We start from the raw sequence: 258 nt of genomic DNA on the forward strand, positions 1-258 counted from the left end.
AGCGCGCCGGCCGCTCCGGTCGATATCGCCTCGATCCTCGGCGCGGCCGTCAAGAAGAGTGGCCAGAAGCTCGACTGGAAACATTCGATCGTCGATCTGATGAAGGCGCTCGGCATGGACGCGAGCCTTTCGGAGCGCAAGGAGCTGGCGCAGGAACTGGGTTATACCGGTGATGCCGGCGATTCTGCCAAGATGAACATATTTCTCCACAAGGCGCTTCTGAAGAAGCTCGCGGACAATGGCGGCAAGGTGCCGGCC

The 258-nt window shown here is 61.2% G+C and carries 1 protein-coding gene; it reads left to right on the forward strand.

The genetic code is table 11. The features are described from left to right. On the forward strand, window positions 1–258 hold a 258-nt coding region (locus tag ACR9ZK_RS22530; protein WP_481344154.1), incomplete at both ends, for a DUF3597 domain-containing protein.

The sequence above is a fragment of the Monashia sp. HAY1-5C genome (genome assembly GCF_056755255.1).